The organism is Pseudomonas sp. IPO3747, assembly GCF_013385245.1.
In the GTDB taxonomy this organism is placed as follows: Bacteria; Pseudomonadota; Gammaproteobacteria; order Pseudomonadales; family Pseudomonadaceae; genus Aquipseudomonas; species Aquipseudomonas edaphica.
Map to the genome: position 1 here is coordinate 346,849 of NZ_JACAQL010000002.1, position 25,271 is coordinate 372,119.

Annotated in this window: 26 protein-coding genes and 1 pseudogene; 11 read left to right on the forward strand and 16 right to left on the reverse strand. The window is 57.6% G+C overall.

Annotated elements, in window-relative coordinates; translation table 11 throughout:
- Positions 1-21: 21 nt before the first annotated feature.
- Positions 22-1,677, reverse strand: a complete 1,656-nt coding sequence (gene mqo, locus HX790_RS02845; protein ID WP_099549600.1) for a malate dehydrogenase (quinone) — start codon at positions 1,675-1,677, stop codon at positions 22-24.
- A 435-nt stretch (positions 1,678-2,112) separates the two neighbouring features.
- On the opposite strand from mqo, the gene HX790_RS02850 reads away from it, so the two are divergent.
- A complete protein-coding gene (locus HX790_RS02850; RefSeq protein WP_176991210.1) occupies positions 2,113-3,300 on the forward strand; it encodes an MFS transporter in 1,188 nt (395 codons plus the stop codon).
- 113 nt (positions 3,301-3,413) lie between these two features.
- On the opposite strand, the gene HX790_RS29520 is transcribed toward HX790_RS02850, so the two are convergent.
- The 4 genes from HX790_RS29520 to HX790_RS02865 form a co-directional block, all read right to left on the reverse strand.
- Entirely contained in the window at positions 3,414-3,635 is a 222-nt protein-coding gene (locus tag HX790_RS29520) for a hypothetical protein (RefSeq protein ID WP_225933040.1), read from the reverse strand.
- A gap of 145 nt (positions 3,636-3,780) precedes the next feature.
- On the reverse strand, positions 3,781-4,146 hold the full coding sequence (locus HX790_RS02855; protein ID WP_176991211.1) for a DUF6124 family protein: 366 nt from the start codon (positions 4,144-4,146) through the stop codon (positions 3,781-3,783).
- Between the two features lie 307 nt (positions 4,147-4,453).
- The gene (locus tag HX790_RS02860; RefSeq protein WP_176991212.1) at positions 4,454-4,864 is read right to left on the reverse strand and encodes a hypothetical protein; all 411 of its coding nucleotides are present in this window, start codon (positions 4,862-4,864) and stop codon (positions 4,454-4,456) included.
- Positions 4,857-5,759 (reverse strand): hypothetical protein, encoded by a 903-nt coding sequence (locus HX790_RS02865; RefSeq protein ID WP_176991213.1) that lies wholly within the window; start codon positions 5,757-5,759, stop codon positions 4,857-4,859. Before HX790_RS02865 ends, HX790_RS02860 begins: the two co-directional genes overlap by 8 nt.
- 374 nt (positions 5,760-6,133) lie before the next feature.
- Here HX790_RS02865 and HX790_RS29785 point away from each other — a divergent pair.
- Positions 6,134-6,220: pseudogene (locus HX790_RS29785) on the forward strand (tRNA-dihydrouridine synthase); the annotation flags it as partial.
- A gap of 269 nt (positions 6,221-6,489) precedes the next feature.
- Here HX790_RS29785 and HX790_RS02875 read toward each other — a convergent pair.
- Both HX790_RS02875 and HX790_RS02880 read right to left on the reverse strand, forming a co-directional pair.
- A complete protein-coding gene (locus tag HX790_RS02875; RefSeq protein ID WP_176991214.1) occupies positions 6,490-7,011 on the reverse strand; it encodes a hypothetical protein in 522 nt (173 codons plus the stop codon).
- Complete coding sequence (locus HX790_RS02880; RefSeq protein WP_176991215.1) at positions 7,008-7,856, reverse strand: ParA family protein; 849 nt, start codon at positions 7,854-7,856, stop codon at positions 7,008-7,010. Before HX790_RS02880 ends, HX790_RS02875 begins: the two co-directional genes overlap by 4 nt.
- A 407-nt stretch (positions 7,857-8,263) precedes the next feature.
- On the opposite strand from HX790_RS02880, the gene dusA reads away from it, so the two are divergent.
- Both dusA and tal read left to right on the forward strand, forming a co-directional pair.
- A complete protein-coding gene (gene dusA, locus HX790_RS02885) occupies positions 8,264-9,250 on the forward strand; it encodes a tRNA dihydrouridine(20/20a) synthase DusA (protein ID WP_176991216.1) in 987 nt (328 codons plus the stop codon).
- A 669-nt stretch (positions 9,251-9,919) separates the two neighbouring features.
- Entirely contained in the window at positions 9,920-10,846 is a 927-nt protein-coding gene (gene tal / locus HX790_RS02890) for a transaldolase (protein ID WP_099548685.1), read from the forward strand.
- Between the two features lie 196 nt (positions 10,847-11,042).
- On the opposite strand, the gene rssC is transcribed toward tal, so the two are convergent.
- Together rssC and rssB are read right to left on the reverse strand one after the other, a co-directional pair.
- Positions 11,043-11,525, reverse strand: coding sequence for an anti-sigma factor antagonist RssC (gene rssC, locus HX790_RS02895; protein WP_003172602.1), 483 nt, complete (start codon positions 11,523-11,525; stop codon positions 11,043-11,045).
- The gene (gene rssB, locus HX790_RS02900) at positions 11,525-12,706 is read right to left on the reverse strand and encodes a two-component system response regulator RssB (RefSeq protein ID WP_099548684.1); all 1,182 of its coding nucleotides are present in this window, start codon (positions 12,704-12,706) and stop codon (positions 11,525-11,527) included. Before rssB ends, rssC begins: the two co-directional genes overlap by 1 nt.
- A gap of 276 nt (positions 12,707-12,982) precedes the next feature.
- On the opposite strand from rssB, the gene HX790_RS02905 reads away from it, so the two are divergent.
- Entirely contained in the window at positions 12,983-13,279 is a 297-nt protein-coding gene (locus HX790_RS02905) for a PilZ domain-containing protein (RefSeq protein ID WP_017137444.1), read from the forward strand.
- Between the two features lie 62 nt (positions 13,280-13,341).
- Here HX790_RS02905 and HX790_RS02910 read toward each other — a convergent pair whose 3' ends face one another.
- Positions 13,342-14,031, reverse strand: a complete 690-nt coding sequence (locus tag HX790_RS02910) for a VacJ family lipoprotein (RefSeq protein ID WP_065929195.1) — start codon at positions 14,029-14,031, stop codon at positions 13,342-13,344.
- 209 nt (positions 14,032-14,240) lie between these two features.
- Here HX790_RS02910 and HX790_RS02915 point away from each other — a divergent pair, with 209 nt between their 5' ends.
- Both HX790_RS02915 and HX790_RS02920 read left to right on the forward strand, forming a co-directional pair.
- Entirely contained in the window at positions 14,241-14,849 is a 609-nt protein-coding gene (locus tag HX790_RS02915; RefSeq protein ID WP_099548682.1) for a phosphatase, read from the forward strand.
- A 110-nt stretch (positions 14,850-14,959) separates the two neighbouring features.
- A complete protein-coding gene (locus tag HX790_RS02920) occupies positions 14,960-15,226 on the forward strand; it encodes a DUF4404 family protein (protein ID WP_017137441.1) in 267 nt (88 codons plus the stop codon).
- Positions 15,227-15,301: 75 nt separating this feature from the next.
- On the opposite strand, the gene queF is transcribed toward HX790_RS02920, so the two are convergent.
- Positions 15,302-16,132 (reverse strand): NADPH-dependent 7-cyano-7-deazaguanine reductase QueF, encoded by an 831-nt coding sequence (gene queF / locus HX790_RS02925; RefSeq protein ID WP_176991217.1) that lies wholly within the window; start codon positions 16,130-16,132, stop codon positions 15,302-15,304.
- A gap of 66 nt (positions 16,133-16,198) precedes the next feature.
- The gene (locus tag HX790_RS02930) at positions 16,199-16,729 is read right to left on the reverse strand and encodes a cupredoxin domain-containing protein (RefSeq protein WP_176991218.1); all 531 of its coding nucleotides are present in this window, start codon (positions 16,727-16,729) and stop codon (positions 16,199-16,201) included.
- 156 nt (positions 16,730-16,885) lie between these two features.
- On the opposite strand from HX790_RS02930, the gene HX790_RS02935 reads away from it, so the two are divergent.
- Both HX790_RS02935 and HX790_RS02940 read left to right on the forward strand, forming a co-directional pair.
- Positions 16,886-17,566, forward strand: coding sequence for a heavy metal response regulator transcription factor (locus HX790_RS02935; protein WP_169985568.1), 681 nt, complete (start codon positions 16,886-16,888; stop codon positions 17,564-17,566).
- The gene (locus HX790_RS02940) at positions 17,563-18,918 is read left to right on the forward strand and encodes a heavy metal sensor histidine kinase (protein ID WP_176991363.1); all 1,356 of its coding nucleotides are present in this window, start codon (positions 17,563-17,565) and stop codon (positions 18,916-18,918) included. The genes HX790_RS02935 and HX790_RS02940 overlap by 4 nt, the downstream gene beginning before the upstream one ends.
- A gap of 105 nt (positions 18,919-19,023) precedes the next feature.
- Here the strand turns inward: HX790_RS02940 and HX790_RS02945 are convergent, their stop codons facing one another.
- The 3 genes from HX790_RS02945 to HX790_RS02955 all read right to left on the reverse strand — a co-directional run bounded on the left by HX790_RS02945 (position 19,024) and on the right by HX790_RS02955 (position 22,274).
- Positions 19,024-20,271, reverse strand: a complete 1,248-nt coding sequence (locus tag HX790_RS02945; protein ID WP_170038821.1) for a lipoprotein-releasing ABC transporter permease subunit — start codon at positions 20,269-20,271, stop codon at positions 19,024-19,026.
- Between the two features lie 61 nt (positions 20,272-20,332).
- The gene (gene lolD / locus HX790_RS02950; protein WP_020372695.1) at positions 20,333-21,016 is read right to left on the reverse strand and encodes a lipoprotein-releasing ABC transporter ATP-binding protein LolD; all 684 of its coding nucleotides are present in this window, start codon (positions 21,014-21,016) and stop codon (positions 20,333-20,335) included.
- 7 nt (positions 21,017-21,023) lie between these two features.
- Positions 21,024-22,274 (reverse strand): lipoprotein-releasing ABC transporter permease subunit, encoded by a 1,251-nt coding sequence (locus HX790_RS02955; RefSeq protein WP_099548679.1) that lies wholly within the window; start codon positions 22,272-22,274, stop codon positions 21,024-21,026.
- A gap of 94 nt (positions 22,275-22,368) precedes the next feature.
- On the opposite strand from HX790_RS02955, the gene HX790_RS02960 reads away from it, so the two are divergent.
- Both HX790_RS02960 and HX790_RS02965 read left to right on the forward strand, forming a co-directional pair.
- The gene (locus HX790_RS02960) at positions 22,369-22,947 is read left to right on the forward strand and encodes a PilZ domain-containing protein (protein ID WP_138453757.1); all 579 of its coding nucleotides are present in this window, start codon (positions 22,369-22,371) and stop codon (positions 22,945-22,947) included.
- A gap of 44 nt (positions 22,948-22,991) precedes the next feature.
- Positions 22,992-23,714 (forward strand): glycerophosphodiester phosphodiesterase, encoded by a 723-nt coding sequence (locus HX790_RS02965; RefSeq protein ID WP_017137433.1) that lies wholly within the window; start codon positions 22,992-22,994, stop codon positions 23,712-23,714.
- Between the two features lie 42 nt (positions 23,715-23,756).
- Here HX790_RS02965 and sthA read toward each other — a convergent pair whose 3' ends face one another.
- On the reverse strand, positions 23,757-25,151 hold the full coding sequence (gene sthA / locus HX790_RS02970; RefSeq protein ID WP_017137432.1) for a Si-specific NAD(P)(+) transhydrogenase: 1,395 nt from the start codon (positions 25,149-25,151) through the stop codon (positions 23,757-23,759).
- Between the last annotated feature and the right edge of the window lie 120 nt (positions 25,152-25,271).

Here is a 25,271-nt window from a genome sequence, read left to right on the forward strand (position 1 = left end):
CTTTTTAACATCAGGCTTGGCTTACAGCGCCAGGTCAGACGTCGGCTTGCTCGGCTCAGCCGCAGGCTTGGCAGCCTCGGTGGCCTGGGTTGCCTTTGGTGCGCTCAACTGCGGGATCGCAGGCGGAGGCGTCAGTTGCAGGATACCGGCGGTGTAGGCCCATTCCTTGGCAACCGCTTCCGGGCTGTCGTTCAGCTTGGTGCCGTAGCTCGGTACGATCTGGTGCAGTTTGGCTTGCCACTCAGGGGTCGCGACCTTGTCCTTGAACACTTTTTGCAGCACGGTCAGCATGATCGGAGCCGCGGTGGACGCGCCTGGCGATGCACCCAACAGGCCGGCGATGGTGTTGTCGGCGGAGCTGACCACTTCGGTGCCGAGTTTCAGGACGCCGCCCTGCTCTTCGTCACGCTTGATGATCTGCACGCGCTGACCGGCTTGCCACAGGCGCCAGTCGGACTGCTTGGCGTTCGGGAAGTACTCTTGCAGCGCCTTGAAGCGGTCGTCATCAGACAGCATCAGTTGGCCGGCGAGATACTCGACCAGTGGGTATTCACGAATACCGACTTTGGTCATAGGCCAGATGTTGTGGGTGGTGGTGCTGGTCAGCAGGTCCAGGTACGAGCCTTCCTTCAGGAACTTGGTCGAGAAGGTTGCGAATGGGCCAAACAGAATCACACGCTTGCCATCCAGCACGCGGGTGTCCAGGTGCGGAACCGACATCGGTGGCGCGCCAACCGAAGCCTTACCGTAGGCCTTGGCCATGTGCTGCTCGGCGATGGCCGGGTTATCGGTCACCAGGAACGAACCGCCAACCGGGAAGCCTGCGTATTCCTTGGCTTCAGGAATGCCCGACTTTTGCAGCAGGTGCAGTGCACCGCCGCCCGCGCCGATGAACACGAACTTGGCGTCGGTTTCGGTCTTGGTGCCGTCTTTCAGGTTTTTGTAGCTCACACGCCACGAACCGTCGGCGTTCTTGGTGATGTCCTGCACTTCGCTCGACAGTTTGAGATCAAACTTCGGCGTGGTTTGCAGGTGAGCGACGAACTGGCGGGTGATCTCGCCGAAGTTCACGTCGGTGCCGATCGGGGTCCAGGTGGCGGCGATCTTCTGCTTCGGATCACGGCCTTCCATCATCAATGGAACCCACTTGGCGATCTGCGCCGGGTCTTCGGAGTACTGCATGCCGGCGAACAGCGGGCTGGCTTGCAGGGCTTCGTAGCGTTTTTTCAGGAACTTGATGTTGTCATCGCCCCACACAAAGCTCATGTGCGGTGTGGAGTTGATGAACGAACGCGGGTTCTTCAGCACGCCCTGCTGAACCTGCCAGGACCAGAACTGACGGGAAATCTGGAACGCTTCGTTGATCTCGACCGCTTTCGGGATCTCAACGGTGCCGTCCTTGTTTTCCGGGGTGTAGTTCAGCTCGGCCAGGGCCGAGTGACCGGTACCGGCGTTGTTCCAGCCGTTGGAGCTTTCTTCGGCCACGCCATCGAGGCGCTCGACCATCTCCATCGACCAGTCCGGCTGCAGCTCATTGAGCCAAACACCCAGGGTCGCACTCATGATGCCGCCGCCGATCAGCAGCACATCGACTTTCTTTGCCTCTTCCGCGTGAACGGACGTGATCCCCATCGACAAAGCCAGCCCCAGCAGGGCAGTGTTTACTTTTTTAAACATCAGTAGCACCTATGATAAAACGCCATCCGCCCCACTGCCCCTGACTCTGCAGGCCGTAGGGTGGGCACACAAGGCCGACGTAGCGACCTCACTGTTTTTGTCCCTTCTGCGCTGACTTCTTATCATTATTGGCTTCAGCTACCTGGGCGACAGCCGACCGCCGGGACGTATACGGGTGTACGCACCGGGGAAAGACTAGACCAAGACGGCGCGCAGAATATCACGCTGAACCGCATTTATGCGCCGTTTGGCCAATTGACAGCTCTAAATCGCGGCTTTTAACGCGCACGTGTCAAGCATCCCAGCCGCGACCTGGGGTCACAGGGCGTTTAATCAAACTGAACGCTCGCGCAAAACGCTGTTCTAGACACCTTCGTGGCGGCTTGCGTAGCATCGCCACTGTCCTTCGTGCACTTTTTTCCTACAGAGTTACCCATGACTATCCAGCAAACACCCGGGCACGTACTGCCCGCGCGCAGCGCCGCCAAAATGGAAGCGGCCATGGCCGTGGGCGCCTTCGCGATCGGCACCGGCGAATTCGCCATCATGGGCCTGATGCCCGACATCGCCCAAAACCTGGGCTTAAGCGAACCCCAAGTCGGCCACGCCATCAGCGCCTACGCTCTGGGCGTGATGGTCGGCGCGCCACTGCTGGCCATCCTCGGCGCCAAGCTGCTGCGCAAACACATGCTCTTACTGCTGATGGGCCTGTACGCCCTGGGCAACCTCGCCACCGCCTTCACCCCGACCTTCGGCTCGCTGGTGGCCTTCCGCTTCATCAGCGGCCTGCCCCACGGCGCCTACTTCGGCATCGCCGCCGTCGTCGCCTCCAGCATGGTGCCCAACGACAAACGCGCCGGCGCCGTGGCCCGCGTGATGATGGGCCTCACCCTCGCCATGCTGCTCGGCAACCCCATCGCCACCTTCCTGGGCCAACACCTGGGCTGGCGCTCGGCGTTCGCACTGGTCAGCGCCATCGCACTGTGCACCATCGCCCTGGTCTGGCAATTCGTCCCCGACCGCCACGACGAACCGCGCAGCGACCCGCGCAAAGAACTGCGCGCCTTCACCAAACCCCAAGTGTGGATGGCCCTGTCCATCGGCGCGATTGGCTTTGCCGGCATGTTCTGCGTGTTCAGCTACCTCGCCCCGACCATGCTCGAAGTGACCAAAGTCTCGCCCCAATGGATCCCCTTCGGCCTCGCCGCGTTTGGCTTGGGCGGCATCATCGGCAACATCGCCGGTGGCAAACTGTTCGACCGTATGCAATTTCGCGCCGTGGGCTGGATTATGGTGTGGTCGATGGCCGTACTGATCTTCTTCACCTTCGCCGCCAGCTCGCTGTGGAGCGTACTGCTGGGCATCGGTTTGGTCGGCACCATGATTGCCATGGCCGCGCCGCTGCAAATCCGCCTGATGGACATTGCCCACGAAGCCCCAAGTTTGGCGGCGGCGTCCAACCACGCAGCGTTCAACCTGGCAAACGCGTTGGGCCCATGGTTAGGTGGAATGGCAATTACAGCGGGATATGGCTGGACCAGCACCGGCTACATTGGCGCCGCCACCGCGCTGGTCGGCCTGGGCATCTACCTCATCGCCCGCCGCATGAAAGACGGCCACTGATACATCACAGGCCACCCCTGTACCAATGTGGGAGCCCTGCACCCATGTGGGAGCGGGCTTGCCCGCGATAACGGTGGGCCAGTCAACAAATCAACGACTGCCCACCCGCCCACTCAATCATCATGCAACAACCCCGACCCATACTCCCCATAACTACTCCCCAACCCACTCCCGCCAAAACTCATCTTGGCCGCCTTGCTCGGGCTATGGTCCCCAAACGCCTGGCATCCGCCAGTAAAGCAAGGATCACCACTCCCGCCCGACGACCCCGTCGAACAAGCGCCCAACAGCAACGCACCAGCAATCAGCGCGACTTTAACCAGGTTCGAGATCATGTTTTCAGTTCTCTATGGGCTGGAGGTGCGGGGGGCCTCTCTTGAAGAGGATCGTAGACCTCAAAGGCGCTGGGGATTATGAAATTTTGCGCGGTGACAGCAGGGGTTCAGGTTGCCGCCTTGGAGTAAGGCGGCGGGGTTGGGGTCAGGCGGTGGCTGGGCTGGCGGCAGGGGCGACTTGCTCTTGGGCGCGGGCGACGAGTAAAGCGCTTAGGTCGATGAGTTGCTGGATGCCGAGGATGATGGCGCGGTGCGGGTCTTCGAGGTCGAAGGCCAGGGTGGCGGTTATTTGGTTGGCGGAATCGAGGTGCTCGGCGGCGTTGGCTAGGAGGGTTTCGGTGTCGATGTTGGGGCTGACGGAGAATAGGTTGCTGGTTGGGTTGTCGGCGGGGGCGGCGGCGTCAGATGGCGGCAGGTAATGGTGGATCGCTCTCTGGGCAGCCTTTTGTAGCTTGGCATCAGCGGGTGCGGTGTTTTGATCGACATAAAGATTGGGTGATTTGTTATGCATGGGCGAAGCTCCAAATATTTTCGGGAGTTAAAACGCCTTAGCAATACGGACTTCCACCTCCGGCCACTGGGTTTGCAGCGGCTTGGGTAGACTAGCCACAGAGGGTCCCACGGGCAAGCCTAAAAGAGTGTGGGAAAGTTCCTGGCAATATCGTGGCCTGCACCCTGTATCCGCCACACATACGGCCGCAAGATCTGCGGCAGCTTGAGGAAGTTAACGATGAGAGCGGTCAACCCCAGAAAAAGCGCACGCCTCCAAAAAATTTTGGATTCCAAAAAATAAATTTTAAATCTCTGCATACAATAATTTATCGGTTTTTCAACTCTATCAGTTCAAAGAGGAAATTTGCCACCGCAGTCGCCTGAACTAGTTCAGAAAAAGCATATTCAATTTCGTCTACTGATACACATACCCACTTAGAATCCGGAGCTTCGAGTACAAATGGATAACCGTGATCCCGATCAATTATAAAATATGCAATCCGCCGCCCCTTCGTCGTATCATGCGTTGATACTGCATAAAGAGAGAAGACAGAATGCCCCAGAATCGCCATATTATGGTTCGCATACGGTTCGAATTGGAGCTCAGCAGCACCAAAAGTCCCTTGTAACACCAGAGCCTGGAGCGAATTTAATTTTTCATCAATTTCACGTCTTTGCCTATCAGTATTTTTCGCAGATTCAAGGCCCGCAGCTAACGCACTCATAAAGTCAGTCATAATATCTAGTCACTCGTCCATACACAGGTAAATGATCGAATTTTTTAAAAAAACTACCATCAAGATACTCATCCTCTTGATAGTTAAACACAGATGTGAACTCCTCATCAAGATGCCAAGCGGTATGCCCCATGAATGCAGACGACACTATAATCTGATCAAATGTAAACCACTTAGTCACATGCCCACTTGCCTTATAATAATAAGTCCCATAGCAGGGCGACATAATATTTTTTCGTTTATACGGTTTAATCCCACCTAAAGTTCTCCAAAAAGGATTGTAAAGTATAAAAGGCTTATTAAACACTACATCCCTATCGCGAGTAGCAATTAGCTTATCATATATAGGCTTGTCAAATGGCTCATCATTATAATCTCCCATTAGAATAATTTTTGCAGCGTACCCTTCCTCCTCAAATACCTCATCGATTTCAGATCTCAACTTATATCCAAGCTCATCTCGCCCCAGGTCTGGCCGAGACATACGACTAGGCCAATGAGAAACATAAAAATAAAAAACCTCACCTGTAGATTTGTTTTTAAACTCCAGCTTAACTGCCACTCGCAACGCACCCGAATAATGTGGATGCACTATATTCTGACTCCTTACAAACTCCAACTTGTCAACCCGATAGAAAATAGCAATATCAAATATTATTCGCCCTTCCTTACCAGTTATACTAACCGACTCAAACCCCATCCTTAAAAACGAAATCGCCAATGTTTGAACAAACAAATCAGAAACTTCCCCAAAAGCCATAACATCAAGCTTTAACGTCTCTTCCAAATGGCAAAATAAAAACCAGGGGCGCAATACACTAGATATAGCTGGTTCTTTAGCTGATGCCACTGGTGGCTTCAACCCGACATTCCACCACGCAAAGGTTATATCCACACAAAACTCCTCTTAGTCGAGAACCGCTTCCATCAAGCAACGCTCCTTAAAATCAAAAGCTAAAAACAGAAAATCTTACAAATCAAACTTAACATACTTCGTAGAAATAAAAGAACTATTGGACGCCCCCATCTATTTTCCTCAACGATCACTTTCTGCGCAAATAGCAATGGCTATTCCGTAGCTATATTAGAGACAAAGAAAAAGTGGGACAGATTTATTTAACACTGGGTCGCGCGTGGCACAATCAACACCCAGCCCCCTTAGGTCCGTTCCTGATAAACTCCCCACCCCTCGTAGTCTCCATCCCAGATCCCAATGCTCTCAGATATAGCTCCACCTCAAACCCTCTCCCGCGCTTCTCCGTCGCCCCCATGATGGATTGGACCGACCGCCACTGCCGGTACTTCCTGGGCCTGCTCTCCAAGCACGCCCTGCTCTACACCGAGATGGTCACCACGCAGTAGAAATAGGGTCAGACCATATTTAGATAATGGTGGTCTGACCCTATTTTTCCATAAGCAATCATACAGGCGTAAAAAACGTAGGTAGGTGTTTATGGGCGATTAAACGCCTTTAGCTTGGTCGGACTTCCACATCCAGCCGCTGGGTTTGCAGCGGCTGGAGGGGTTAGCCAGAAGATGTCTGAGCGGCAAGCTGAGTAGACTGTGAGAATTTTCTCAAGCCCCTAGCTACTCAACCTGAACATTCGACTCGCTATATGGCAACTTCAGTTACGCAATAAAAACTCCGCCAAATTTTGATAACCTTTATCGAGCATACCCGCGTCCTCTTTTGTATCCATAACTCGCCGTACAAACTTCTTCACATCATCAACAGGCATTTTCGCGACCAACTCTACTAGCTTAGGGACTGCGTCTTTTCTTGACTTCCCAGCATAAAAGCTTTTCTCCAAAGAAAGCCCAAATTTCCTGATGCTATCTAAACTCGATAGGTACTTCCCGCTCTCCAGACCTGCCACGAATACCGACAGAACTTCAAGTTTTTCAGGATCATCCACCTGAAAACTTGAAAGATCAATCACTCTTTCACCACCAGCCGATTTGGCCGAAACTCTCCTCGTACCTGCGTCCTGACCAGTACCAGTCTTCTGGTTCGCCCTCACGTTATCAAAGATAGTATCTATCCGAGACTTCCTAATAAATTCAAAGGCTTCAATCAGCTCACCTTTAGTAAACTCATTTTGAAGCGAAAGTATTTTTATCACTGCTTGCTTTACTTTCGATCTCACTTCAACCCTACCTTTCTGAGAAACTCATCAGATACATTATTGAACTCCGAAACAACGTAATCTCGCGCATAGTTAGTCTGAAATATGGGTGTGCCATCTCTAGAACCCGCAGGATATGAGTCTGAATGATGGGCGGCATTTTTCAACACAGACCAGCCTTGTTTTTTGGCGATTTCAGCAACATCGGCCATTGAGCGAATTTGCTCATTTGGCGTATTCGTCCTACGCAATCCGTTGAATATAATTCCACCCATATCTATGACTTGACCTGGATGCTGCAATTTAAATTCATTCAGGGAGCGAGCAAGTAAAGGTAGCCCGATTGTAGCTAAAAACTCCGGCCTTACAGGAACAAAAACATATCTACTAGACCGATAAGCCGCAACAGTTAAAATAGACTCAGTCGGAGCACAGTCAATAATAATCAGATCATATTGATCTTGAACTCTAGACAAAAACTGAGGCAAAAGATGTGCTTTCTCAGTAGGATTTTTTAAAGTCCATGAAAGCTCCAATCTGGACGGAACGAGGTGTAACAGACTCCCATCCGTCCATTCTCTTAATTTATGGATTACTTCGTGAGGCTGAACTAATGTTGGTGCGCCGTGTGCGGCATTAGGCGCAGAAAACTGTTCAAACACATCTACAATTGTTTTAGATTTCTGGAGGAGCTCTAGATATGCCTGCGCCCCCAAAAAATACTGACTTAAGTTCGCTTGCGGATCTAAATCCACAGCCAGTACACGAAGATTTTCTTTCCACGCTGACCTCCAAGCTAAATTAAAAGTCAGAGTAGACTTTCCAACACCGCCCTTCATATTTATCATAGAAACTACAGTCGCCATATCCTTCCCCACTTGTGCAGTGCCAAAAAAGGCATCCCAACACGCAATATTCCGTTATTAGAAATAAGTACCAGCTACAACTGAATAAAAAACCAGCTCAGTCTGGTTTTTTATAAATATAGTTTATTACTGCTCAGTGAAAAACCAAAAAGAGCATCAAGCGCGGATAAAATTGCTCCATTTCTTCACCAAGATCAAGCCCCAGGCGAACCCATTATGCCGAATGGCGTCCAGCTCTCTTAAAATCTTATTCAGCTACATATCGACATTTACGCAGTTTCCGCCCTCAGGCAGTCGGAAAGACCGTCCTTACGAAAAGGTGAAGCGCACAGACCACGCCTCCCCCACACCTAATACCCATCCCTGATAAACTGCGCCCCATTCACCCCGCTGACTCAGATCCCCCCATGCCCCTACAATCCGCCCCACTCTCCCGCCGCTTCTCCGTCGCCCCGATGATGGATTGGACTGACCGCCACTGCCGGTACTTCCTGCGCCTGCTCTCCAAGCACGCCCTGCTCTACACCGAGATGGTCACCACTGGCGCGATCCTGCATGGCGACCACGACCGTTTCCTACGCCACAACGAAACCGAGCACCCGCTTGCTTTGCAGCTGGGTGGCAGTGTCCCCGCCGACCTCGCCGCCTGTGCGCGTATGGCTGAGGCTGCCGGTTACGATGAAGTGAACTTGAACGTCGGTTGCCCGAGTGATCGGGTGCAGAACAATATGATCGGCGCGATCCTGATGGCACACCCTGCCCTGGTGGCGGAGTGTGTGAATGCGATGCGGGATGCGGTGTCGATTCCGGTGACGGTGAAGCATCGTATCGGGATCAATGGGCGGGACAGTTATGCCGAGCTGTGTGATTTCGTTGGCACGGTGAGGGACGCGGGGTGTACCAGTTTTACGGTGCATGCGCGGATTGCGATTCTGGAGGGGTTGTCGCCGAAGGAGAATCGGGATATTCCGCCGTTGCGGTATGACGTGGCGGCGCAGTTGAAGCAGGATTTCCCGGCGTTGGAGATTGTGTTGAATGGCGGGATCAAGACGCTGGAGCAGTGCCAGGCGCATTTGCAGGTGTTTGATGGGGTGATGTTGGGGCGGGAGGCTTATCACAATCCGTATGTGTTGGCGGAGGTGGATCAGCGGTTGTTTGGCAGTGAGGCGCCGGTGGTGAGTCGGGCGCAGGTGTTGGCGCAGTTGCGGCCTTATATTGCGGAGCATTTGGCCAGTGGTGGTGCGATGCATCACATTACTCGGCATGTGTTGGGGTTGGGGACTGGGTTTCCGGGGGCTCGTCGGTTCAGGCAGTTGTTGTCGGTGGATATTCATAAGGCGAGTGATCCGTTGGCGTTGTTGGATCAGGCTGGGGAGTTGTTGGAGGGGCGGTGAGGGGTTGGGTGTCAGTTGGTTTATTTGGAGGCTGACAGGCCGCTTTCGCGAGCAAGCCCGCTCCCACAGGCTTGAGTGCAGGGTGTCAGGGGGTTGGTTGGTGGCTGGGCTGGCGTTATCGCAGGCAAGCCAGCTCCCACAGTTTGAGTGCGGGGTGTCAGGGAGTTGGTTGGTGGCTGGGCTGGCGTCATTGCAGGCAAGCCAGCTCCCACAGTTTGAGTGCAGGGTGTCAGGGGGTGGTTGGTGGCTGGGCTGGCGTTATTGCAGGCAAGCCAGCTCCCACCGTTTTGGGTGATGGGTGTCAGGGTTGGTCGGTGGCTGGGCTGTTGTGGCGAGCAGGCTTGCCCTGCGTTGGGGTGCGTAGCGGCCCTGATGACTATGACGGCGTTCTGAATGAAAAACTCGATCGCCTTACTGGGGCTGCTTCGCAGCCCAACGCAGGGCAAGCCTGCTCGCCACAGGAAGCCAGCTCTCACACGGGGCCGCGTGGGCTGGGGGAACTTGGGTTGAACCTGTTGGGGGTTTTGGTCTCCTATTTAGCACCAAGACGGGGCATTCAAACGGCTGTTTTCAGGTTGTTGCCCTCGCAAAGGACTGAATGTATTTGCGCCCTTGAGCGCTTGTCGGCGCTCGGGTAATGTCATCAGACCCACAGGACAGAGCACGCCCATGACTTCCAAGCTGGAACAACTCAAGCAATTCACCACCGTTGTAGCCGATACCGGCGATTTCTCCACCCTCGCCAAGCTCAAGCCGCAAGACGCCACCACTAACCCTTCCCTGCTGCTCAAGGCGGCGTCGATTCCAGGCTATGCCACGCTGCTGGATGAAGCTGTGAAGGACTGCAACGGTGACGTCGGCCTGGCCAGCGACCGTTTTGCGGTGGCGGTAGGTCAAGAGATTCTCAAAGTCGTGCCGGGGCGTATTTCCACCGAGGTGGATGCGCGTTTGTCGTTCGATGAAGCCGCGATTCTCAAGCGTGCGCACCGTCTGATCGACCTGTACGACAAAGCCGGCGTAGGCCGTGACCGCGTGCTGATCAAGATCGCCTCCACCTGGGAAGGCATCCGCGCAGCGGAGAAGCTGGAAAAAGAAGGCATTCAAACCAACCTGACGCTGCTGTTTTCGTTTGCTCAGGCCGTGGCCTGCGCCGAAGCCGGTGTGTTCCTGATTTCGCCTTTCGTGGGCCGTATCTACGACTGGTACAAGAAGGCTAACGGCAACGACTACACCGGTTCCGATGACCCGGGCGTGCAGTCGGTGACGCGCATCTACAACTACTACAAGGCCAATGGCTATAAAACTGTAGTGATGGGTGCGAGCTTCCGTAACCTCAGCCAGATTGAAGAGCTGGCCGGCTGTGACCGCCTGACCATCAGCCCGGACCTGCTGGAGAAGCTGGCGGCGGATGAAGGCAAGCTGGAGCGCAAGCTGTCGCCAGGCCATGCCGGTGAAGCGCGGGTGCATTTGACTGAAGCGCAGTTCCGTTGGGAGTCCAACGAGGACGCAATGGCGACTGAGAAGCTGGCAGAGGGGATTCGTCAGTTTGCTCGGGACCAGGAGAAGCTGGAGGCGTTGTTGACTGCCAAGTTGTAAGGCAGGCGGCGACAAAAAGGGCGGCACCTGTGAGGGTGCCGCCCTTTTTCATGTTTGCTGATCTCAAACCAAACCCCATTCAAACTGTGGGAGCTGGCTTGCCTGCGATAGCGGTAGGTCAGCAATGAATAGGTGGCTGACATACCGCTATCGCAGGCAAGCCAGCTCCCACATTGGATTGGGTTTCAACTGAAGGTCAGTGGCGCTCTAGGGCATTGACCAGGTCGTGGAAGGCTTCGCGGTTGGACTCGTTCAGGCCCATCAGGATCTTGTGCGCTTCCAGCACCTTGACCCGTACCACTTCTTCGGACTGGTCTTGCGAAGGCAGGTCGGTCAGGCATTCCGGGCAGGGGATCGGGCGGTCAACGATGTTGAACACCTGGTCAAAACCCATGGACTGCAACAGACGGGTGATGTCTTCGTGGGTGGTGACGACGGTCGGCAACAGGCCAACCTTCTGCCGAGACAGAATGGACAACTTGGCCAGCAGGCCAAGGGTGGTGCTATCGATGCTGCGGGTTTCGGTCAGATCGATCACGATCGCTGAGAAGTTCAGCGCGGTGAAGATCCGCTCAATCGTCGCATCCAGCGCCGAACACAAGGTCAGGCGCACTTCACCGACAAACTTCAGGACGAAGGTCCCGTCTTGCTCGGCGAATTGGATTCTTCCGGTACTCATCAAAGATTCCTGCTCAACACCAATAGGGCGATATCATCCGGCATCTCCCCTAGCGTGGACAATCCAAAAACCTGCCGCAGGCCATCCAGGCTGCCGCCCGCCGACTTGACCTTTTGGGGCAAGGCGGCTTCTTTCTCTTTGAGTGTAGGCTCTGGAAGAAGGTCCAGTATGCCGTCGGACATCAGCGTAAGGCTGAAAGTCGGCGGCAATTCCAGAATGTGGTCTTCGTAGGTGGCTTCGTTAAACAAGCCCACCGGCAGACCACGGCCTTCCAGGTAACGCACACTGTCGGGAGTGTATAAAACCGGCATCGGCAGGTGACCGCCGATGCTGTAGGTCAAAAGACCGGTTTCTTCATCAATAACGCCGCCAACCATCGTCACGTGCTTGCCCAGCTTGCAGCTGATCAGGCCTCGGTTGATGTGGCCCAGCACCTCGGAGGGGGTGAACTCCGGCAAGGTGCCATTGCGCTTGGATTCGAACAACAGCCGTGTGGTCATGAATTTCAACAACACGGTAACAAACGCAGAAGAAGCGCCGTGGCCGGACACGTCGGCCAGGTAGAACGCCACACGTCGCTCATCGACGCGGAAGTAGTCGACAAAATCACCCGACAGGTACAGCGACGGGATGATCTGGTGCGCAAACTTGAATTCGTCGATGGTCCACGGGCTCACCGGCAGCATGTTCATCTGCACCTGGCGACCGGCGTTCTGGTCTTCCTGGAGCAAATTGAGGCTGGCTTCGAGTTCGCGGTTGGCGGTTTCGAGCTTTTCGCGGTAGCGCTGGTTTTCCAGCAGCAGGCGAGCACGGTCCAGCGCGCGGCGCACCGAATGCTCCAGCACCGCCAGGTCTTCCAGGGGCTTGATCAGGTAGTCGGCAGCGCCCAGGCGCAGGGCCTCGACAGCATCGTTCATCACGCCGGCACCGGACACAACAATCACTGGCGTCTGCGGCGCACGCTCGGTTACCTGGCGAATCAGCTCGAGGCCGCCCATTTGGGGCATGCGCAGGTCGCAGATCACGAGGTCGGGCTTGTCGCGCTCGAACACCTGGAGACCCTGTTGGCCATTGCTGGCCTGCAGGACGCTGAAGCCACTGTCTTCCAAATAGGCCGCGAGGCTCGCGCGCACTACTTCGTCGTCATCGATTATCAGCAGCGTGGCACTGGTTTTTTGCATGTGGGCAAACGGCGCCAGAATTAGGTTGGCGTAGGCGGCTCGGCAATGGCCGGGCTCACGTACTGGATTCGCTTTCTAGCCTCTCTGTCCTACAAAGTACTGGGATTTCTCCCATGCACAACGGTAAAGCAGAGGTGCCCTTCTAAGGCGCAGACGGTACTCCCATCCGTCAGGGGTTTCAAGCTCATGCCGATGGTCGCCGGGCGTCTTTACACCGCAAATCACCGGGAGTTATAAGAACAGTCACCACCACAACACAAAGTAAGGATGGAACCCGTGAGCGAACATGAGCGCGGCTACGACGAAAAACGCGATTTCATCCGCATGCGCGTGGATGCCGATGTGGCGCTGATCCACGCGGGGCAAGAGATTGCCGGGGTTTGTGTGGACCTTTCCAGCTCCGGCATGCAGGTTGAGGCACCTCGCCAGTTTCAGGTGGGAGACCAACTGACCGTGCGCATCGATTCGGAACATGCCGCCCTCACGGGCCTGGAGGCGGACACCGAGGTGGTGTGGGCCAAAAACGAAGGCGAGCGCCAGCACCTGGGCCTCAGGATCTTGAAAATGCGCTGAAAAACGCGCACAAAAAAGGCGACCTATAGAGGTCGCCTTTTTTCATTTCAAAACGTCACGGCTTAAAAGTCGTCGACGACCTTGCCGTCTTTTACCTTGAACTCACGGTTCTGCAGGTAAGCGTTACGGATAAAGGTGTACTTGTCGCCCGTGATCAGCTTCTCGCTGTCGAGCAGGCTGGCACGGGTATCAACGATGTTCAGGCCGAAGGTGCTGTTGCGCCAGCCGATATCGTTCATGTAGCGGTACGGTTGGGTGTAGCTGTCGACGTATTTGGACGGCGCATCACGCAGGGTGCTTGGGCCGAGCAGCGGCAGCATCACGTAAGGACCGCTGCCGACGCCCCAGTAGCCGAGGGTCTGGCCGAAGTCTTCATCGCTGCGTTGCAGCCCCATTTTGGTGCCCACATCAACAAAGCCAAGCACGCCGAAGGTGGTGTTCATCAACAGGCGGGCGGTGTCTACACCAGCGGCGTGCGGCTTGAGCTGCAGCACGTTGTTGGCCAGGTTGCCGACATCGCCGATGTTGCGGAAGAAGTTGTGGATGCCGTCTTGCACAAATTGCGGGGTTACAAATTGATAACCCTGGGCAATCGGCTTGAGCGCGTAGGTATCAACGGTGTCGTTGAAGGTGAAGATCGGGCGGTTGACGCTTTCCCATGGATCGTCTTCCGACGCAGCCTGGGCCGCGAAGGGGGCGAGCAGGATAGTTGCACACACAGATAGCTGAGCGAAGTACTGGCTCCAGCGCATAGCTTTGGCTCCTTGAATGATCTGTCATGGGCGCTATGCCCTGAATAAGACCGTCAGTATATGACGGATGTGTGGATTTAGGCAGTAACGAGGAATCGACATACGCAAAATGCACAAAATTCCTACAAACAGGTTAAGTGTCATCCGCTTGTCATGCAGCCCGGATAGCGTCGTAGCTATTTCAGGATAGTTATTTCAGGGAAGTCGAAATGCCTCACGCCGAAATTGCCATAGCCAGCGCCCCCACCTTGACTGCCGTGCTGTTTGGCCTGAGTGGCTGCCTGGTGGATTTCGGTTCCCAGGCCCGCACAGACTCGCCCTGCCCCGACTCCCAGGCCACGCCCGGCGCGCTGAAGATTCTGCGCAGCCTCAAGGACCAAGGCGTGCCCTGCGCCTGGCTGGATGAGCTGCCCGCCTCGGTGACCACACCCCTGTCGGCCGCATTGCCCGACTGGGTGAAGGCAACACCGCCCTCCTCCCTCCGCTGGCCGGCGCCACATGCCTGCTGGCAAGCCTTGATGGCACTGAATATCGAACGCCTCGAAGGCTGTGTGCTGGTCAGCGGCGAGCCGCGTTTGCTGCAATCAGGCCTGAATGCCGGGTTATGGACCATCGGCCTGGCGTCCTGCGGCTCGCTGTGCGGCCTATCACCTGAGCAATGGCAGGCGTTGACCGAACAACAGCGCGAGCACAAGCGCGGCAAAGCCACGGTGGCGCTGTATGGGCTGGGCGTGCATTCGGTGATCGATCACCTTGGCGAGCTGGGCACCTGCCTGGCGGATATCAGCCTGCGCCAGCTTAAAGGCGAGAAGCCCTGATAGAGATCATGCACTCAAGGCGCCGGTGGATTAATCTACAGGTCAGCCCGTAGACCTTTCACGGCGTGCCGCGGTCTATGCCAGTGCCTATCGATAAAAGGAAGAACGTCATGCCTGACCGCATAAAGCTTGAAGAACAGGTCAACATCCTGCGCGGGCAGTTGGAACAGCAACCGCCGCTGTCTGAAGAAAAACGTGAAGCACTGGAAGCCTTGATTGCCAAGTTCGAATTACAACTCGAACTTGAACCGGCCACCCAAACGCCCAGTATTTCCGACGATGTGAATCAAGCAGCCATAGAGTTCGATGCCGAACACCCGGTCATTTCCGGGACATTGCGCAATATCATGATCACCTTGGGCAACATGGGGATCTAACCCGGCCCCAAGCCAAACACAGAACCAAAATGTGGGAGCTGGCAAGCCAGCTCCCACATTTGTTTTGTGTGACGGCTACTGACGCGCCAGGCGCACGTTCTGGAACTGCACATTCTCAGTGCTGCGATACGGGTTGATATCCAACCCACCGCGCCGCACATAGCGCGCATACACCGTCAACTTCTCTGGCTTGAGCAACCGCTGCAAGTCCAAAAAGATGCGCTCCACGCACTGTTCATGAAAGTCCGAGTGCTGGCGAAAGCTCACGATATATTCCAGCAAACTGGCGTGGTCCAGCGCGTGACCACGGTACTCCACCACCACGCTGCCCCAATCCGGCTGACTGGTGACCGGGCAGTTGGATTTGAGCAGGTGGCTGTGCACGCTCTCCTCAACCATGCGCGAGTCGTCGCAACGCAGCAGCTCCGGGCGCGGGTGCTCGTAGTTGCTGACACTGATGTCCAGGTCGTCGATGCACGCCCCCGGCAACGCCATCATGCCTTCGGCCTCAACCTCGGCCAGGCTGCGGATGCGCACACTCACAGGCAGGCCGGCGGCAGCGCTGAGGTCGGTGCGCAAGGTGGCTTCCAGGCTTTGCGTGTCGGCAAACGCGGTCTGGTTCAGCGAGTTGAGGTACAACTTGAAAGATTTGGACTCGATGATGTTCGGCGACTCGGCCGGGATGCTGAATTCACCGATGGCCACCACCGGCTTGCCGGATGGCAGCAACCACGACAGCTCGAAGCAGTTCCAGAAATCCACGCCCTTATAAGGCAGGGTTTCGGCAGTCAGGCCCAGCTCGGCCCATTTGGCGGCGCGAGGGATCGGAAACAGCAACGACGGCGTGTAGGTAGAGATGTATTCACTGGACTTGCCCAGCGGCGAATGTTCGGCTGCGGGATGCATGGCGGAAACCTGGCTAAATAAATCGCGCCAGTCTACCAGCCTTTGCTCCCGCCCTTAAGAATCGCCTCACTCAACGGTCAGCTTGCCGACCATGCCCGCCTGATAATGCCCCGCAATGTTGCAGGCAAACTCAAGACCGGTGGCCTTGTTGAAGGTCCAGGTCAGCTCGGCGGTCTTGCCCGGTTCCACCAGCACGCTGTTGGGATCGTCATGCTTCATGCAACCCATCTCGCCCATATCGCCATGCCCCATGGCGGCGTGGTCCATCTTGCCCATGCCGGTGGCCGTGAGCATGCCGCTGGCCTGCATCTTGAGCATTTCTTTTTGGTGTTCGGCGTGCATCGCCGCATCACCCAGGTTGAACTCGTGCAGCAACTGGCCTTTGTTGACCAGCACAAAGCGCACGGTCTCACCGGCTTTTACATCTAGAGCCTTGGGCGAAAAGGAAATGTCCTGCAGGGTTACTTCCACGGTGCGCGTGGCTTTATCGGCCGGTGCCGGGTGACCAAACGCGTAGGTGTGAGCCTCATCAGCCATTGCATCAACGCTCAATGCCAACAAACAGCCCGCCAATAACAGAGGTGTACGCAACGCCATGACGCTTCTCCAAAAAAGTGTGTCCAGCTTGGTCAGCACTTTAAGACGACTCTGCTGCCAGCCAGCTGACTGCTAGATTACAACTTTGTCAGGTTACGCCCTGACGCTGCCGCCCACGGTATAAAGCCCATCGCCACCTGTTGCCACGAGTTGCCCATGAAACTGCTGATCGTTGAAGACCAACCGAAAACCGGCCACTACCTGCGCCAGGGCCTGACCGAGGCTGGCTTTACCACCGAGTTGGTGGCCGACGGCACGAGTGGGCAGCATTTGGCCCTGACCGGCGATTACGATCTGCTGATCCTCGACGTGATGCTGCCCGGCCGCGACGGCTGGCAAATTCTGCACGCCGTGCGCAGTGCCGGCCTGGAAATCCCGGTGTTGTTCCTCACCGCCCGCGACGCCGTGGAAGACCGTGTGCACGGCCTGGAGCTGGGCGCCGATGATTATCTGGTCAAGCCTTTCGCCTTTTCCGAATTGCTGGCGCGGGTGCGCAGCCTGTTGCGCCGTGGCAGCAGCACCCCGCAGGAAACCACGCTGCAACTGGCCGACCTGCGCCTGGACCTGATCCGCCGCCGCGTCGAGCGCGGCGGCCAGCGTATCGACCTCACCGCCAAGGAGTTCGCCTTGCTGGAGCTGCTGCTGCGCCGCCAGGGCGAAGTGCTGCCCAAGAGCCTGATTGCCTCCCAGGTGTGGGACATGAATTTCGACAGTGACACCAATATCATCGAAGTGGCGATCCGCCGCTTGCGCCTTAAAGTCGATGACAACTTCCCCACCAAGCTGATCCACACCGTGCGCGGCATGGGCTATGTGCTGGAGGAACGGTGCAATTGATTGCGCGCCTGTCCCTGGCCAGCCGTCTGGCCCTGTTATTTGCCGGCTGTACGGCGGTGGTCTCGCTCATCGCTGGCGTGTTGTTCAACCAAGCCAGCGAAGCGCACTTTATCGAGCTGGACCAGCAGCAACTCGACGGCAAACTGATCGCGCTGCGCAGCACCTTGCAGGGTGTCGACTCACTGGCGGCCTTTACTCAGCGAGAAGCGCAACTGCGTGCCGAACTCAGCCGCCAGCCGGACCTTGCCTTGCGCATCAGTGCCGCCGGCCAACGCTGGTTTGATGGCGCGCCGAGTGTCACGCTGCCCGCAGCGCCCGGCCTGCACAGCCTGCAAAACGCGGGCACCGACTACCGCGTGTACAACGCGCCGTTGCTGGAGGGCCAACCCGGCTCGCCGCAAGTGACGCTGATCCTCGACATCACGCACCACCAGCACTTTCTGCAACGCATGCAGCGGTTGATCTGGCTCACGGTCGGCTTGTCCGCCCTGGCCACCGCGCTGCTCGGCGCATGGGCAGCGCGCAGCGGGCTGCGGCCGTTACGGCGCATGAGTGAAGTGGCCGCCGGCGTGTCGGCCCACTCCCTGACCCAACGATTGCCCCAGGCGCAAATGCCGGTGGAACTGGCCGAACTCGCCCAAGCGTTTAACGCGATGCTGGGACGGCTCGACGACGCGTTCCAGCGCCTCTCGTCTTTCTCCGCCGATATCGCCCATGAACTGCGCACGCCCCTGTCGAACCTGCTGACTCAAACCCAGGTGATCCTCACCCAGCCGCGCCCGCTGGAGGACTACCGCGAGGCGCTGCACAGCAACCTGGAGGAGTTGCAGTGGATGGCGCAATTGGTGAATGACATGTTGTACCTGGCCAAAGCCGACCATGGCCTGCTGATGCCCAAGCGCGAAGCGCTGGCGCTGCACGATGAAGTGGAGGCGTTGCTGGAGTTTTTTGCGCTGTTGGCCGAAGACGCGCAGGTCAATCTGGTGTGCGAAGGCACGGCTCAAACGGCGGGCGATCGCGGTATGTTGCGCCGGGCCGTGTCGAACTTGCTGGATAACGCGCTGCGGTTTACCCCGGTGGGTGGCGAGGTGCGGGTGCGGATTATGGAAAGCGCACAGGCTGTGACGCTGACTGTGGCCAATACCGGGGAAGGTATTCCAGCGGCTTTGTTACCTAAATTGTTTGATCGGTTCTATCGGGCAGACCCCGCGCGCCGTGAAGGCAGCAGTGAACATGCGGGGCTGGGGTTGGCGATTACCCAGTCGATTGTGCGGGCGCATGGAGGGAGGATTTATTGTGAATCTGAAGCCGGGTGGACCAGGTTTGTGATTGAGTTGCCCAAGGGGGATTGATGCAAGCTGGGCCGGCCCTATCGCAGGCAAGCCAGCTCCCACATTCGAATGTATTCACACATCAAAATGTGGGAGCTGGCTTGCCTGCGATAGCGGTCTTAGCGTTTACGAATACCTGAGGGCATGCGCCGGCTCAATCTTCGCCGCCCGATACGCCGGGTAAATCGTCGCCATAAAGCTCAACACAAACCCGGCCGTGCAAATCAGCAGCACATCGCCGCCTTGCAGCTCGGAAGGCAGGTTGCTGACGAAGTACACGTCCGAACTGAAGATATGCTGCCCGGTCACGCGCTCCAGCCAGCCCACCAGTTCACTCACGTTCAGCGCCGCAATCACGCCCAGCACGCCGCCGATCAAGGTGCCGACGATACCGATCACCGTGCCCTGCACCATGAAGATCGCCATGATCTGCCGTGGCGTGGCGCCGATGGTGCGCAAAATCGCGATGTCCGCGCCTTTGTCGTTCACCACCATGATCAGGGTGGCGATGATGTTGAACGCAGCGACGGCGACGATCATCAGCAACAGCAGGCCGATCATGGTCTTTTCCATCTTCATGGCGCTGAACAGGCTGCCCTGGGTGTGGGTCCAGTCATCCGGCTTGTAGCCGGCGCCCAGGCTCGCGGCAATGTCGGCCGAAACCTTGGGGGCCGCGTACAAGTCTTTCACCGCCAGGCGCACGCTTTGCACCTGGTTCGGCTGCCAATGCTGGATCTCGGCGGCGTCGGCCATGTTGATCAGGGCCATGGAGCCATCCAGCTCGGCGCCGACCTTGAAGATACCGACCACGTTCAGGCGCTGCATGCGCGGGGTGATGCCACCCGGTGCGGCCGTGCTGATTTCCGGCACGATCAGGGTCAGCTTGTCGCCCACATTCAGGCGAAAGCGCCGTGCGGTGATGTCGCCGATCACTACGCCGAACTCGCCGGCCTTCAGGTCTTCGAGTTTGCCGCGCACGATATGCTGGGCAACGATCGACACCTTGCCTTCCTGGGCCGGGTCAACGCCGCTGATCTCGATCGGCTGCATCGCGCCCTTGTAGGAGAACATGCCGTCCATCTGTGTGAACGGCACCGCAGCGGTGACCTCGGGGTTCTTCAGCGCGGCGGCGGCCACGGGCTGCCAGTTATCAATCGGGTTTACACCGACGATAGTGGCGTGGGGCACCATGCCGAGGATGCGCGTGCTCATTTCACGCTGGAAGCCGTTCATTACCGACAGCACCACGATCATCGCCAGCACGCCCAGGGCGAGGCCGATCATCGAGGTCATCGAGATAAACGAGACAAAACGGTTGCGGCGCTTGGCGCGGGTATAGCGCGTGCCGATAAAAATCGATAACGGTCTGAACATTCGCGGGCACCGTTTAAAAAAATGAAAAAGCCTGGCTTAAAAAAGCCAGGCTTGAAACGGGTCAGATGGCGACCAGATGACCTTCCTGCAGGTGCAACACGCGGTCCATCTGGCGGGCCATGCTCATGTCATGGGTGACCACCAGGAACGCGGTGCGCATCTGGGTGCTCAGTTCCAGCATCAAGTCCTTGATGCCTTGCGCGGTATGCGAGTCGAGGTTGCCGGTCGGCTCATCGAGCATCACCAGGCCTGGGTTGTTCACCAGGGCACGGGCGATGGCCACACGCTGGCGCTCGCCGCCGGACAGTTCCGCCGGTTTGTGCTCCAGGCGATGGCCAAGGCCGACGCGCTCCAGCAGTGCCTTGGCGCGCTGGCGGGCTTCCGGGATCGCGGTCTTGCCGATCAGCAGCGGCATGCACACGTTTTCCAGTGCGGTGAATTCCGGCAGCAGGTGGTGGAACTGGTACACAAAACCGAGCGAACGGTTGCGCAGTTGGCCACGGGCTTTTTCACCCAGTGCCGACAGTTCTTCGCCGGCCAGCCACACGCTGCCCTCGGAAGGCGTATCCAGGCCGCCCAACAGGTTGAGCAAGGTACTTTTGCCGGAACCGGAACTGCCGACGATCGCCACGCGCTCGCCCGGGTGCAGTTCCAGCTGCAGGTTGGACAACACCACTACCGACTCCGGGCCTTCCTCGTAGGATTTGCCCAGGTTGCGGCAGCTCAAGATAGCTTTTTCACTCATGCCCGATTCACTCATAACGTAAGGCCTGTGCTGGCTGGGTGCGTGCCGCGCGCCAGGCTGGATACAGGGTGGCAAGGAAACTCAATAGCAACGCGGCGCCGCCCACCATCAACACGTCCTGGGCCTGAACCTGGGACGGCAAGTAGTCGATGAAGTAGACGTCAGCGTTGAGAAACTTGTGGCCGATGACTTTTTCCAGCGCGGCAATGGCGGCGCTGACGTTCAGCGCGGCCAGAATGCCGACGGCGGTACCGATCAAGGTGCCGACTACGCCGATCACGGTGCCCTGCACCATGAAGATCGCCATGATCTGGCCCGGCGTGGCGCCAAGGGTACGCAGGATGGCGATATCGCCCTTCTTGTCGTTCACCACCATCACGAGCGTGGAGATGATGTTGAACGCAGCCACGGCGACGATCAGCAGCAACAGCAGGCCAATCATGGCTTTTTCCATGCGGATGGCCTGGTAGAGGTTGCCGTGGGTGCGGGTCCAGTCGCGGGCGTAGTACTGCGAGTCGCCCAGGTGCTGGGCGATTTCCCACGCGCCGCGCGGTGCATCGAACAGGTCGTTGAACTTGAGGCGCAGGCCCTGCACCTGATCCGGCTGCCAGCGATGCAGGCGGGCCAGGTCGGTAAGGTTGGTGAGGCCCAGGTAGCCGTCGATTTCGCCGGCGCCGACGTGGAAGGTGCCGACCACGGTAAAGCGCTTCATGCGCGGGAACATGCCGGCCGGGGTCACGGTGACTTCCGGCGCGACGAAGGTCAGCTTGTCGCCGATGCCCACGCCGAGCTTGGCCGCCGCCTTGTCGCCGATCACGATGCCGAAGCTGCCGGGTGCCAAGTCGTCGAGTTTGCCCTGCAACATGAACTTGTCGATGATCGACACGTTACGTTCCTGGGCCGGGTCAACGCCATTGAGCAGGATCTTCTGCACCTTGCCGTCGTTGGTCAGCAGCCCCTGCATCTGGGTAAACGGCGCAACGGCCACCACCTTGGGGTTCTGCTTGACCTTGGAGGCCAGGCTTTGCCAGTCGTTGATGGGTTCATCGGACTCGATGGTCGCGTGGGGCACCATGCCCAGCACGCGGGTGCGCATCTCATGATCGAAGCCGTTCATCACCGACAGCACCACGATCATCACGACCACGCCCAAGGCGAGCCCGATCATCGAGGTCAGGGAAATGAACGACACAAAATGATTGCGGCGCTTTGCACGGGTATAACGCGTGCCGATAAATACGAAGAGAGGTCTGAACATGTCGGGGCTTGTTCGGAGGAAAAGAAGACGTCCCGGTGGCGGGGTCTGGTAAGCAGCTTTACACTCTGACCATTACCGTTACCTGGGGTTCGCCATGTCGACATTAGATGAAGAAGAACGCCGCGAATACTACCGTATCGACGACATGATCGCACTTCAAATCAGCACACTGTCTGCCCCGGAAGCGGCGAGCAAGGAAGTGTTGCTGGATGATTCCCCGCTGTTCAATCTGCTCAGCGAACTGCACCTCAGCGAATTCGAAGCCCAGCACCTGCTGCGCCAGATCAGCGAGAAGGACCGCAGCCTGGCGGCCTTTCTCAAAGTCCAGAACAAACGCGTGGACCTGCTCAGCCAGATCATGGCCCGTGGTCTGTTGGACGAAGTCGGCGCACCGCAGCCGGTGATCATCTCCGAAGGCGGCATCGACTTCCAGCACCCCACGCCGCTGGCGCCCGGCGCGCACCTGGCGGTCAAGCTGGTGCTGATGCCCCAGGCGCTCGGCCTGCTGTTGCGCGCACGCGTGACGCATTGCGAGCCCAAAGGCGATGGTTTTGACGTGGGCACGGAGTTCGAATCCATGACCGACGCCCAACGCCAGTTGCTGGCGCGCTATATCCTGCAGAAACAGGCACAGGAACGCCGTCTGGCGCGGGAACAAAGCGACGACCTCTGAATACGTATTGAACACGCCAGCCTATCTGGCGCAAAGGAGCAACTGTGACCCTGATTTACGGCCACCGCGGTGCCAAAGGCGAAGCACCGGAAAACACCCTGACCAGCTTTCAGGAGTGCCTCAAGCACGGTGTACGCCGTTGCGAACTGGACTTGCACCTGTCCATGGACGGCGAGTTGATGGTGATCCACGACCCGACCCTCAAGCGCACCGCCGACCGGCGCGGCAAGGTCGTCGAGTATTCGGCGGCAGACCTGGTAAAGATGGACGCGCGCAAAGGTGGCCCAGGCTGGGTCAAACCGTGCCCGATTCCGCGCCTGGAAGAACTGTTCGAACAGTGCGACTTCGATCACTGGCAGCTGGAAGTCAAAAGTGCCTCGCGCACCCGCGCCGCGACCACTGTGCTGGCGATCCGCGAGATGGCCGTGCGGCATGGCCTGATGGACAAGGTCACCGTGACCTCAAGTTCTCGGGAAGTATTAAAAGCGGCGGTTGAGCTCACCCCGGACCTGTCACGCGGCCTGGTGGCCGAATACGCCTGGCTCGACCCGTTGAAGGTCGCGCAGAACTACGGCTGTGAGTACTTGGCGTTGAACTGGACGTTGTGCACCCCCGAGCGCCTGGAAAAAGCCCAGCGTCAGGGTTTGCACGTGTCCGTGTGGACGGTCAACGAACCTGCGCTGATGCGCAGGCTCGCCGACTTCGGCGTAGATAGCCTGATTACAGACTTTCCCGGTTTGGCCACTGCCACCCTCGAGAATTACTGAAATCGGTCTCCCCGGCCGGCTCAGGCCACCGGCCGGAGCCGCTCAAAAAAGCCGGTTGAGGCCGTCGTAGGCCGCTACCCGATAGGCTTCGGCCATGGTCGGGTAGTTGAACGTGGTGTTTACAAAATACTTGAGGGTATTTTGCTCACCCGGTTGGCTCATGATCGCCTGGCCGATGTGCACGATCTCCGAGGCCTGGTAGCCGAAGCAATGCACGCCGAGAACCTCAAGGGTTTCACGGTGGAACAGGATCTTCAGCATGCCTTGCGGCTCACCGGCGATCTGCGCACGCGCCATGCTCTTGAAGAATGCCTTGCCGACTTCATAAGGCACCTTGGCCTTGGTCAGTTCGTGTTCGTTCTTGCCGATCGAGCTGATCTCGGGAATCGTGTAGATCCCGGTCGGCACGTCGTTCACATAACGCCAGCTGCCATTGTCGACGATGCTGCCAGCGGCCGAACGGCCCTGGTCATGCGCAGCACTGGCCAGGCTCGGCCAGCCGATCACGTCACCGGCACCGTAGATGTTCGGTACGCAGGTGCGGTAATTCTCATCCACTTCGATCTGGCCACGGCTGTTGACCTTGACCCCGATGTTTTCCATGCCCAGCTTGTCGGTGTTGCCGGTACGGCCGTTGCACCACAGCAAGGCGTCGGCCTTGATCTTCTTGCCGGACTTGAGGTGCAAAATCACCCCGTTATCCAGGCCTTCGACCCGCTCGTACTCTTCGTTGTGGCGCACGGTGATGTTGTTGTTGCTGAAGTGGTAGCTCAACGCCTGGGAGATTTCCGAGTCGAGGAAGCTCAGCAACTGGTCGCGGTTGTCGACCAGCTCCACCAACACACCCAGGCCACTGAAGATCGAGGCGTATTCACAGCCGATAACGCCGGCGCCATAGATGATCAGTTTGCGCGGGGTGTGGCCCAGGCTCAGGATGGTGTCGCTATCGTAGATACGCGGGTGGTGGAAATCGATATCGGCTGGGCGATACGGGCGCGAACCGGTGGCGATGATGATGTGCTTGGCCACCAGCTTCTCGACCACGCCATTGGCGCAGACCACTTCGACGGTTTGCTCGTCGGCGAAACTGCCGGTGCCAAAAAACAGGTCGACGCGGTTACGGGCGTAGTAACCCGTGCGAGACGCAACTTGCTTGGAGATGACTTTCTCGGCGCTTTTAAGCACGTCCGGGAACGAGAACCAGCGCGGCTCACCAATGGCCCGGAACATCGGGTTGGTGTTGAACTGCATGATCTGGCGCACCGAGTGACGCAAGGCCTTGGACGGGATGGTACCCAGGTGGGTGCAGTTACCGCCGACCTGGCGACGGCTATCGACCATCGCCACCTTGCGCCCCGCTTTGGCGGCGTTCATTGCCGCACCTTCTCCAGCCGGGCCGGAACCCAGTACCACCACGTCGTAGTTGTAGACAGCCATGCGTACTCCTCAGAACAGGCCAGGCGTACGGTTGGACGCCTGGCTAAATCATGCCGCGGCCAGCGGGCATGAAGGAAATTTTTGGCTCAAGTGTGTGAGCCGGGGCACAGTCTATATAAG

Coding starts and splice junctions, on each gene's coding strand:
- mqo (WP_099549600.1), bottom strand. CDS start 1,677: ATGTTTAAAAAAGTAAACACTGCCCTGCTGGGGCTGGCTTTGTCGATG.
- HX790_RS02850 (WP_176991210.1), top strand. CDS start 2,113: ATGACTATCCAGCAAACACCCGGGCACGTACTGCCCGCGCGCAGCGCC.
- HX790_RS29520 (WP_225933040.1), bottom strand. CDS start 3,635: ATGATCTCGAACCTGGTTAAAGTCGCGCTGATTGCTGGTGCGTTGCTG.
- HX790_RS02855 (WP_176991211.1), bottom strand. CDS start 4,146: ATGCATAACAAATCACCCAATCTTTATGTCGATCAAAACACCGCACCC.
- HX790_RS02860 (WP_176991212.1), bottom strand. CDS start 4,864: ATGACTGACTTTATGAGTGCGTTAGCTGCGGGCCTTGAATCTGCGAAA.
- HX790_RS02880 (WP_176991215.1), bottom strand. CDS start 7,856: ATGGCGACTGTAGTTTCTATGATAAATATGAAGGGCGGTGTTGGAAAG.
- dusA (WP_176991216.1), top strand. CDS start 8,264: ATGCCCCTACAATCCGCCCCACTCTCCCGCCGCTTCTCCGTCGCCCCG.
- tal (WP_099548685.1), top strand. CDS start 9,920: ATGACTTCCAAGCTGGAACAACTCAAGCAATTCACCACCGTTGTAGCC.
- rssC (WP_003172602.1), bottom strand. CDS start 11,525: ATGAGTACCGGAAGAATCCAATTCGCCGAGCAAGACGGGACCTTCGTC.
- rssB (WP_099548684.1), bottom strand. CDS start 12,706: ATGCAAAAAACCAGTGCCACGCTGCTGATAATCGATGACGACGAAGTA.
- HX790_RS02910 (WP_065929195.1), bottom strand. CDS start 14,031: ATGCGCTGGAGCCAGTACTTCGCTCAGCTATCTGTGTGTGCAACTATC.
- HX790_RS02915 (WP_099548682.1), top strand. CDS start 14,241: ATGCCTCACGCCGAAATTGCCATAGCCAGCGCCCCCACCTTGACTGCC.
- HX790_RS02920 (WP_017137441.1), top strand. CDS start 14,960: ATGCCTGACCGCATAAAGCTTGAAGAACAGGTCAACATCCTGCGCGGG.
- queF (WP_176991217.1), bottom strand. CDS start 16,132: ATGCATCCCGCAGCCGAACATTCGCCGCTGGGCAAGTCCAGTGAATAC.
- HX790_RS02930 (WP_176991218.1), bottom strand. CDS start 16,729: ATGGCGTTGCGTACACCTCTGTTATTGGCGGGCTGTTTGTTGGCATTG.
- HX790_RS02935 (WP_169985568.1), top strand. CDS start 16,886: ATGAAACTGCTGATCGTTGAAGACCAACCGAAAACCGGCCACTACCTG.
- HX790_RS02945 (WP_170038821.1), bottom strand. CDS start 20,271: ATGTTCAGACCGTTATCGATTTTTATCGGCACGCGCTATACCCGCGCC.
- lolD (WP_020372695.1), bottom strand. CDS start 21,016: ATGAGTGAAAAAGCTATCTTGAGCTGCCGCAACCTGGGCAAATCCTAC.
- HX790_RS02955 (WP_099548679.1), bottom strand. CDS start 22,274: ATGTTCAGACCTCTCTTCGTATTTATCGGCACGCGTTATACCCGTGCA.
- HX790_RS02960 (WP_138453757.1), top strand. CDS start 22,369: ATGTCGACATTAGATGAAGAAGAACGCCGCGAATACTACCGTATCGAC.
- sthA (WP_017137432.1), bottom strand. CDS start 25,151: ATGGCTGTCTACAACTACGACGTGGTGGTACTGGGTTCCGGCCCGGCT.